The organism is Algoriphagus antarcticus, assembly GCF_002150685.1.
Classification (GTDB): domain Bacteria; phylum Bacteroidota; class Bacteroidia; order Cytophagales; family Cyclobacteriaceae; genus Algoriphagus; species Algoriphagus antarcticus.
Genome location: NZ_MSSW01000008.1, coordinates 167534 through 175937, shown reverse-complemented (window position 1 = coordinate 175937; position 8404 = coordinate 167534). Strand labels below are relative to the sequence as shown.

Annotated in this window: 8 protein-coding genes and 3 pseudogenes; 8 read left to right on the top strand and 3 right to left on the bottom strand. The window is 40.3% G+C overall.

The window, feature by feature from the left end; all coding sequences use genetic code 11:
* The first annotated feature begins 76 nt into the window (after positions 1–76).
* The 8 genes and pseudogenes from BVH04_RS05210 to BVH04_RS05165 all read left to right on the top strand — a co-directional run bounded on the left by BVH04_RS05210 (position 77) and on the right by BVH04_RS05165 (position 7114).
* Positions 77–1324 (top strand): hypothetical protein, encoded by a 1248-nt coding sequence (locus tag BVH04_RS05210; protein WP_086540269.1) that lies wholly within the window; start codon positions 77–79, stop codon positions 1322–1324.
* Positions 1325–2161, top strand: a pseudogene (locus BVH04_RS26035) (agmatine deiminase family protein).
* A 154-nt stretch (positions 2162–2315) separates the two neighbouring features.
* Positions 2316–2546, top strand: a complete 231-nt coding sequence (locus BVH04_RS05195) for a hypothetical protein (protein WP_086540266.1) — start codon at positions 2316–2318, stop codon at positions 2544–2546.
* A gap of 397 nt (positions 2547–2943) precedes the next feature.
* Positions 2944–3837, top strand: a complete 894-nt coding sequence (gene ltrA / locus BVH04_RS05185; protein WP_205635791.1) for a group II intron reverse transcriptase/maturase — start codon at positions 2944–2946, stop codon at positions 3835–3837.
* A 479-nt stretch (positions 3838–4316) separates the two neighbouring features.
* Entirely contained in the window at positions 4317–4898 is a 582-nt protein-coding gene (locus BVH04_RS05180) for a Crp/Fnr family transcriptional regulator (protein WP_086540280.1), read from the top strand.
* Between the two features lie 81 nt (positions 4899–4979).
* Positions 4980–5603 (top strand): hypothetical protein, encoded by a 624-nt coding sequence (locus BVH04_RS05175; protein ID WP_086540264.1) that lies wholly within the window; start codon positions 4980–4982, stop codon positions 5601–5603.
* A gap of 9 nt (positions 5604–5612) precedes the next feature.
* On the top strand, positions 5613–6044 hold the full coding sequence (locus tag BVH04_RS05170; RefSeq protein ID WP_086540263.1) for a DUF6326 family protein: 432 nt from the start codon (positions 5613–5615) through the stop codon (positions 6042–6044).
* Between the two features lie 152 nt (positions 6045–6196).
* Positions 6197–7114 carry an NAD(P)-dependent alcohol dehydrogenase gene (locus BVH04_RS05165; protein ID WP_086540262.1) on the top strand — a complete coding sequence of 306 codons (918 nt, stop codon included), beginning with the start codon at positions 6197–6199 and terminating at the stop codon, positions 7112–7114.
* 300 nt (positions 7115–7414) lie between these two features.
* On the opposite strand, the pseudogene BVH04_RS26775 reads toward BVH04_RS05165, so the two are convergent.
* The 3 genes and pseudogenes from BVH04_RS26775 to BVH04_RS05155 all read right to left on the bottom strand — a co-directional run.
* Positions 7415–7699, bottom strand: a pseudogene (locus tag BVH04_RS26775) (transposase); the annotation flags it as partial.
* A gap of 51 nt (positions 7700–7750) precedes the next feature.
* Positions 7751–7927: pseudogene (locus BVH04_RS26770) on the bottom strand (hypothetical protein); the annotation flags it as partial.
* On the bottom strand, positions 7878–8375 hold the full coding sequence (locus BVH04_RS05155) for a tyrosine-type recombinase/integrase (protein ID WP_086540260.1): 498 nt from the start codon (positions 8373–8375) through the stop codon (positions 7878–7880). The gene BVH04_RS05155 and the pseudogene BVH04_RS26770, both read right to left, overlap by 50 nt.
* Between the last annotated feature and the right edge of the window lie 29 nt (positions 8376–8404).

Sequence of the window (8404 nt, the reverse complement as noted above, 5' to 3'; positions counted from 1 at the left end):
ACGTTAGCTGCAATCGTAACGCTCCGTAGCAAGTGCCTGCTAACTTGAAACTTTTTAACCACGAATAAACGAACACATGAATAAACAAGAACAAATTAAAAACGCACTGACAGGACTTCCAAAGCTCCAAATTGCCTTAGACAAAAAAGGTGGACCTTCGGAAGACGGACAATTATTTGAAGAAATCCTAACGCTTCAAGACGGAATTTTAAGCCACTTCGGACTTCCACCAACAGACGAGAACACAAAACTTTTATGGTTCAACGGAAGTGTGCCGACACATTTAGAAGTTGAAGAACGAGTGCGACAACTTCACAAGGCAGCAAAAGAGTATCTCTTAAGTCCAGCCAAACCCGAAACACAAATTCTAAAAGATGCACAAGAAAACAAGGCAAGTGCTTTCAGCACTTTGCCCGAGCTTGGCATCACTATTCACAGTTACACCATTTTTGTTTATGAGAAAATTCTACTTGCGAAGCGGGATAAAATTGAAAATGTTCTGGAAGAATTGAGGCGGGCAAACCAACCGAGGATGCTCACCATTTTGGGACATCTATCGGAAGGCAACATGGAGAAACCTCATGAAGTCATTGAAGTTTTAAAACATCTGGGCTTAAAATATATTGACGACTTTGTAAAAACATTTCCGAAGAAAGACACAAGGAACGAAGCCAACCAACTTTTTGAATTTTGGAATGATATAAACGGTGGCTTTGAATTCAAAACACTTGCAGACAGATTTGAAACACATACACACTACATGATGAATTATTTGTGTCTTGTTGTAGGCGACCAACCATACAGAATTATAGAGTGCGAAGTTTATTATCACGACAGCGAAAATCATCCCGACCCTTATGTTCACAAACGAAACCAACAACTCTTTGCAGGTAATTGGTATTTCAACGACATGGGAATTGATTTGACTTTTGGTAATTATGACAAGAAAATTTATGCAAGCATTTTAATTCGTGGCATCCGCAATATGCAGACAAATCAATACATCAGCGGAGCATCAAATGTTACGAGAGAAATTTTTGACAAGTTTGGCAACATCATGGCAGGTGATAAAGGGCTTTGCCTTCGTGAGATAAATCAAGGAGTAATTAAAGATGAAGAACCAACGCAGTCGACAAGAATTGGTTTGACAAAAAAAGTAGAGGACACACAAAATTTTATAGGCAAACCTTATCGCTATATAGTTGAACTTAATCTTGCTCACAAATTCAAAGACAAAGAAAAAGTTGTGAAACAACTTTTAAGCGAAAACAAAATTTCAAATGAGGAAGCAAAAAACATCATGGGCTATAATGTAAAATTGTAAATGCTAACGGACAGCCAAACAAATAAACTTTTTCTTGCGGACTGCTTACAAAGCAAGCAGCCGAAATTTTTTCAGCGATTTGAAAAGGTATTGAATGACTGTAACATCAATTTTCATTTTCTTCCAGGCACAAAAGACATTTGGGCTGTTGACTTTATGCCAGTTCAAATCAGCACGGACAAGTTTGTGCAATTCACTTACAACCCCGACTACTTGCAGCCGAAAAAATATCAGAAAACTATTTCAAATGTTGACAGCATTTGCAAAGCAATCAACTTGACTACTACAAAATCAAAACTGATTGTTGACGGTGGCAATGTTTCAAGGACAACGGACAAAGTAATTATGTGCGACAAAGTTTTCCATGAGAACAAACACATTTCAGAAAGAGAATTAATCAAGCAACTCAAAGACCTTTTCGAAGTTGACAAACTTTTTTTCGTGCCTTGGGACATCAATGATTTTACAGGACATGCAGACGGCATGGTTCGTTTCATTGACAGCAACACAGTTTTAATCAATGACTAATCAAAAGAGAACGCAGAATTTCAAAGGTGTTTTAGAATGTCATTGCACAACGCAGGACTTGATTGGATTGAACTTCCTTACAATCCACCGAACGACCCGACATTGATAAGTGCAAAAGGACTTTACTTAAACTATCTGCAAATGAAACAAGCGGTAATCGTTCCGACATTCAAAAGCAAGTATGACGAACAAGCAGTAAAAGTTTTAGAGAAAGTTTTCAAGGGACAAACCATTGCGACAGTTGACAGCAACGAATTAGCAGACGAAGGAGGAATATTAAATTGCATCACATGGAACATTACAGTATGACGGAAGGAAAACGACATGCAGCTAACAGCACCCACGAAAAAATTGGCGGTTCAGTGGTTAAATGAAGCTTTGAGCTTCGTATCAACTTTTGTGGTGGCAGACAGTTTAGTGCTTCGAAATCGCCAACTTCTTGTAGCTGCAAAACGTGTGTGTCTTGAATCAACTCCATGAAATTGGAGAAGAATGCTGTACAAAAGATGGAAGCCCTTTAGCGATGATAAAACGAAAGCCGAAGCCGAGCGAACTGAGCTGGGGAATCATTATCAACAACAAAGGAACTGGCCTTCCGCAGACGACTTTCAGAGCCTGTCCCGCTTTGCGGGAAGTAGTTTGCAAACCACCTTATGCTGCGTTGGGCGGAAACTCCCTCGGTGGTGAACGATAAGGAAAAACGAGGAGTAAGATCCTTGTAGGTGGGTATTGTCGAGCTGAATAAATTAAACCAACTACGAAGTCTCGTAATAGCTAAAACGATGTCGAAAGCGGGCAGTTACGTTTGTGTCCGTTATAAGTGTAAAGGAAACCTGATTACTGTTTACACGACATCCGGGATTAAGTTGGCAGAGCCTGTCCCGAGTATCGGGAAAGGCAATACAGGGTTTTGTACGGAACAAGAGAAGTCGATACTGCACTGTCAACCACAAAGGGAAGCAGTCATACAGGGATTGTATGAAGTATCGGTGGCAGACTGACTCGTAGTAGTGATGAAGCACCTGTAATGAGTGTGGAGCGAAGGGGTTAGCTTGTTTACATTTCATTAATTAACAACAAGCAGGAATGCAATGATTGACTATTATGAAATAAAATCACAGCCAATAACCAGAGTGATGGTATTTCAGGCATACAAGAAAGTACGGGCCAACAAGGGAAGCGGTGGCGTGGATAATATGGATTGGGAATGGTTGGAAAACAACCTGAAAACCGAATTATACAAACTATGGAACCGGCTAACCTCTGGCAGTTATTTTCCAATGCCTGTAAAAGAAGTCGCCATCAAAAAGAAGGGCGGAGGGGAACGTAAATTAGGCATCCCAACACTATTGGACCGAATAGCGCAGCAAGTAGCGAAAACACATTTGGAACGCATGGTGGAGCCACAATTTCACAACAGTTCATTCGGGTACCGACCATCCAGAAATTGTCATCAGGCAGTAGATCAGGCATGCAAGAACACGTTCAACCATGACTTTGCTATCGACTTGGACATTAAAGGATTCTTCGATAGCATCGACCATGAACTGATGATGAAAGCAGTACGGTTTTACTGTCAGGACAAATGGGTTTTGCTATATGTGGAACGCTGGCTCAAAGCTGGTATCGTGCAACAAGACGGAAACCATATAGACCGACTGACCGGTACTCCGCAAGGAGGGGTAATCAGTCCATTGTTGGCCAATATCTTTATGTATGTCAGCTTTGATAAATGGATGGAAACAAATCATCCTGAAAAGCCTTTTGAACGCTATGCGGATGATGTGGTGGTGCATTGCAAAACGGAGAAACAAGCCATTTATGTGTTAAAACAGATTGGTGTACGACTGCGAAAATGCCAACTTACGTTACACCCCGAAAAGACCCAAATTGTAAATGTCAGAGGAAAAGCAGAGAAGAAATATCCAAAGGGTTATGATTTTCTGGGTTTCACCATTCGACCACAGTGGCAGAGTCACTGGTAGATTGATGCTTATGCCCAGTATGTTCATGAGCAGAAAATCGAAGAGCAGCGTGTTGGAGAAGTTCAAAGAATTGAACATTCACAAACGAAGAAAACCAATTGAAGTAATTGCAGGTGAGTTACGCTCTGTTATTCAAGGCATAATGAATTACTAGTGCAAATTTTCAAGGAACCACACACGTGAAATCTGGAACCAGTTAAATATACGATTGCTCAAATGGGTTAAATGGGAGAAAGGACTTTACAAAATGGCTTCAGTTAGATGGTTGCAGAAGAAGTATAAGGAATCTCCGCTACTCTTTCCGCACTGGAAATTGGTAAATCCATAAAGTGTTCACACTTTTGTGATTAAACAAGAAGTGCCGTGTGAAGGGAGACTTTCAAGCACGGTTCCGTGAGAACGTGAGGGTGAAATTCCCTCGCGTGACTCGATTAGTGGCAAGTGTAACAGACTACAATAACATATTAACATATAAAACAATGCACGACATACTATTTGACTTTATTTCAAAATACATTTCTCTTACAGAAGATGAGAAGAACGCATTACTTTCGTTAGACATATTCCGCTCTGTTAAGAAGGGGACTATCTTACTCAAAGAAGGACAGAAATCGCAGGATGACTATTTTGTTCTAAAAGGATGTATACGGAAATATTACATCATAGATGGTGAAGAAAAAACTACCGCTTTCTTCACCGAAATGGAAGGCATGACACCCCATTGTGTAAAAAATAATAATAAGTCTGAATATTTTGTAAGCTGTGTTGAGGACACCATACTAACGGTTGCAAACCCAGATATGGGAGTTGAACTAAATACTAAATTTCCTAAATTTCAACTAATGTGTGGAGTATTGTCAGAAGAACTTTTAGCTAAACAGCAAATCAATTTTGACGAGTTTAAAACTTCATCACCTGAACAACGATACCTGAACTTACTGCAAAATAGACCAGACCTTATTCAACGTGTGCCACAACATCAATTAGCAAGTTTTTTAGGTATCAAACCTCAATCATTAAGTAGGTTAAGAGCAAGAATTTTGGAAAAAAGCAAAGTGTAAATCATTTCTTAACTTAAGTGAACGAATTTAAAGAACCAGCCAATCTACTTTTGTAATATCATTTAACAATAAAAAAAAGATATGCAAAAGAAAATTTTATGGATTGGACTTGTTTTAATTTTAACAAGCAGTTTACAGGTGAATGCACAATATGCTAAAACGGACAGCACTTACAAACGGTGGTTCGTGGGTAGCTCTTTGTTTTTAGTAGGTAATTTAGATCGCGTAAATCCCCCCAGCTTCGCTCAACTCAATTTAGGCTATCGTATTACAGGAAAAGATGTTATTTCACTTGAACTAATAACTTGGAAACATGCTTGGCCACTTGGTATTAACCCATTTTTAAACAAATCATACGGAAAGCCGGAAGAAAAATTTCCAGGGTATATTCGTGAGTATGGTATTGGTCTTGCTTATCAAAGGTTTTTTTGGAAAGGTCTTTACGTAGCAGTACACGTAACGCCTATGTTGCAAACATTTGTCAATGACAATGGCAATACTGTGGGTGACGGTTTCATTATATTCAACACAAACCGAATTGGCTATCACATCAAACTCTTTAAGGACAGGTTTTTTATAGAACCATCACTTGGTATTGCTGGCCGTGCTTATCACACTGAAATGCCAGATGGTTTTAAACAAAAAGATGACAAGTGGCCAAAATACACACCTGAACCAGGGCTGCATTTCGGATTTAATTTTTAATTGATAATTATGTATACACAAACAACACCACAAAACACACTTGAAGACATCAAAGTCAATGTGCAACTTAAGCTTGCTGCCTTGTGGGCGAGTTTAATGTTTCTCATTATCTATTTAGATTATTTCGCCTTATATATGCCGGGTACACTGGAAAATATTCTGAAAGGGAAAGTATTTGTATTTGATCTCACGCAGGGATTTCTAGTGGCGGCATTCGCCGTGGTGACAATTCCGGCAATGATGATATTCCTTTCCGTTACCCTGCCGGCTAAAGTAAATCGCTGGGCAAATATCATTATTGCCGCAATTAATATTCCCCTTATATTGTTTAATTTGGCAGGAGAGGCTTGGGTGCACATGGTGATTGGCGCTGTGGTAGAAGTCGTTCTTCTTTGTCTAATTATCCGTTATGCATGGAAATGGCCTCGTATTTTAGTATAGGTTTTTTTCAACCTTCAATAGCAATAACTCATCGTCCCTATCAATCAACAATGCCTGAATCGTTTAAACAGGTTGACGATAGATGGCCAAGATTCTTTTACGGACAGCCGGGATTGCATTTTTGGTATAATTTATAAAAATAAAATGATTAGATGAAGGCAGTTATTTGCACCAAATACGGAACCCCTGAAGTTTTGCAAATTCAGGAAGTTTCTAAACCTTTGCCTAACGACAATCAAATTCTTGTCAAAATAATTGCTACTGCGGTCAACTCTGGAGATGTAAGGTTAAGAAGTCTTGATGTTAAAGGATTTTTGAAAGTAATTATGCGTTTGGTTTTAGGAATTTCAAGACCAAGAAAACCCATTTTAGGAATTGTTTTTTCGGGTATTGTTGAAAGCAAAGGAAATAAAGTCTCAAAATTCAAAGTTGGAGATAAAGTTTTTGGAATGACTGGTTTCAAATTCGGAACATATTCAGAATATATTGCAGTCAATCAAAATAGCAATGTGTTGGAAATGCCTAAAAATGCCACATACGAAGAAGCCGCAGCCATAATTTTTGGTGGTCAAACCGCTATTCATTTTTTAAACAAAGCAAAGATTGCCAAAAAGTTGAATCAAAAGATTTTAATTATTGGTGCAACAGGTTCAGTAGGAACAGCAGCTATACAGATTGCCAAACATCATAATGCAAATATAACCGCAGTTTGCAGTTCCAATGGTCATAAACTTGTTAGTGAATTAGGAGTCAAAAATATTGTGCTTTATGATAAAGAAGACTTTACAAGTTGGGCAGATAAGTTTGATATAATCTTTGATGCAGTTGGTAAATCCAATAAAAATCTATGTAAAAACCTTTTAAACGAAAACGGTGTTTACAAAAGTGTCAGTTCAGGATACGCTTCCGAAACCATACAAAAACTACAGCTTTTAAAAGAGTTGTTCGAGAAAGGTGAATTTAAAGCTACGATTGACAAAACTTTCCCAATGGACAAAATAGCAGACGCACATAGGTACGTTGACACAGGAAGAAAAAAAGGAAATGTTGTATTGAAAATAAGCCAATAACAAGAACACCAGCCACTAACAACTAGGTTTTCGTGCGGCTTGCAAAGCCAAGCATGAACCGCTGTCGCACGGCCTGTCCCGATAGCGAAGCATATCGGGAAAACCGGTGAAGTTCTTATGGGGATTGAGTCGGAAATTTATTGCGGGCCAAGGACGAATAAGCCCAAAAAGTGGGAGCCAGATGCTTCTTTTTTCGCCAAAAAGTCAAAATATCACTACTTCTTCAGCCCTTCTAAACCGTTTAGGAAGGGCTTTTTTATAGCCTGGGCACAGCTTCGCCAGCCCAAACAAAATCAGGAATCAGAATGGGGTTGGGTCGGAGGAAAAGCCTGCCTTTGGCGGGCCGCGTTTGGGAAGCCGCTGGATGCTTATCATACTCTCCTTCTGACAACAGGGACAGTATCTAGGATTGTAGATTTCCAGAACTCTCGGTTCTGGTTCCGTAAGCAGTATTCCAAGTTCCCGATGAATGAGCGGAATCGTAACACTCTTGGCCGAGCTTCCCAATATCCCGAAATGACGGATTCTCACCAATCCTTTGGGCAGAATATGCATGGAAAACCTGCGGATAAACTCAAGCCCCTCTTCGAGCAGATGTGTGGCGTAGGTGTGCCGGAGCGTGTGCACGCTCATCGGCTTGCTAATGCCTGCCTTTTTCTTGGCTTCGTTGACTGCCCACTGCACTCCACGCTGGGGATATCTGGAGTCAAAATCTCCGCCTACACGGCCAACGATCTCTTGGTCTTTGCTGTTGAATACCCATTCATTGGGCTGTTCTGCTTCTAGATAGCTTTTCAGTCCACGGATCAGAATGTCTGCCAGCGGGACATTGCGATCTTTCTTGCATTTTCCATCTTTGACATGAGCCTCCCCTGCAAGCTGGCTCCTCGCTAAAAATGTCCACAGGACATTTTCTTATCGCTTGGCCCTGGTCAAAATCCAGATCGGCAATCTTTAGGTTTCTGACCTCAAAGCAGCGAAGACCACAACCATAGAGCAACCCGATAAGTATCCGATGCTTGAGTAGTTTGGGAGCTTTGAGCAAGCGGCGGACTTCTTCTTGGCTCAGGACGACAGGCAGCTTTTTGCTTCGCTTGATGGTTGGCAGCTCGATCCGCTTGTCCTTCATGCCCTCAATCCGATAGGCGAACCGAAGGGCGTAAACGGTAAACTTGAAGTAGGAATCTGATGGCGTGTTGTGACTTCTTTTGACCAGATGCAGGTAATCGTTGATTCGGTCTGGGTCCACTTCGGTGGGCAATTCATTGAAGTGGATGGCAAGTTTTGCCA

Excerpts from the sequence above, each read along its gene's own strand:
- BVH04_RS05210 (WP_086540269.1), top strand. The coding sequence starts at position 77 with ATGAATAAACAAGAACAAATTAAAAACGCACTGACAGGACTTCCAAAG.
- ltrA (WP_205635791.1), top strand. The coding sequence starts at position 2,944 with ATGATTGACTATTATGAAATAAAATCACAGCCAATAACCAGAGTGATG.
- BVH04_RS05180 (WP_086540280.1), top strand. The coding sequence starts at position 4,317 with ATGCACGACATACTATTTGACTTTATTTCAAAATACATTTCTCTTACA.
- BVH04_RS05175 (WP_086540264.1), top strand. The coding sequence starts at position 4,980 with ATGCAAAAGAAAATTTTATGGATTGGACTTGTTTTAATTTTAACAAGC.
- BVH04_RS05170 (WP_086540263.1), top strand. The coding sequence starts at position 5,613 with ATGTATACACAAACAACACCACAAAACACACTTGAAGACATCAAAGTC.
- BVH04_RS05165 (WP_086540262.1), top strand. The coding sequence starts at position 6,197 with ATGAAGGCAGTTATTTGCACCAAATACGGAACCCCTGAAGTTTTGCAA.